The 255-nt window shown below is 34.5% G+C and carries 1 protein-coding gene; it reads left to right on the top strand.

The annotated features are described in order from the left end of the window. The coding region (locus tag NH26_RS24875) for a S49 family peptidase (protein ID WP_174549726.1) at nt 1–255 on the top strand (255 nt) is incomplete at both ends.

Here is a 255-nt window from a genome sequence, read left to right as displayed (position 1 = left end):
GATAAGATAGTATTACTTATTAATTCAGAAGGTGGAGAGGTGGACGGTACAAAGTTTTTAGCCGATACGGTTAGAAGTTTGAATACTCAAATTGTAGCATACATACAGGGTATATGTTGTTCAGGTGCATATTGGGTTGCTTCTCAATGCGATTACATATTGGCTGAAAATGAATGCTCTTTAATTGGGAGTATAGGCACTCAAACAATTGTTGTAGATGATTCAGAATACTTGAAAAATCAAGGCATTAAAAAA

The organism is Flammeovirga pacifica (assembly GCF_000807855.2).
GTDB classification, from domain to species: domain Bacteria; phylum Bacteroidota; class Bacteroidia; order Cytophagales; family Flammeovirgaceae; genus Flammeovirga; species Flammeovirga pacifica.
The sequence above is the reverse complement of the archived record's forward strand: the minus strand, read 5'-3'. Positions and strand labels throughout refer to the sequence as shown.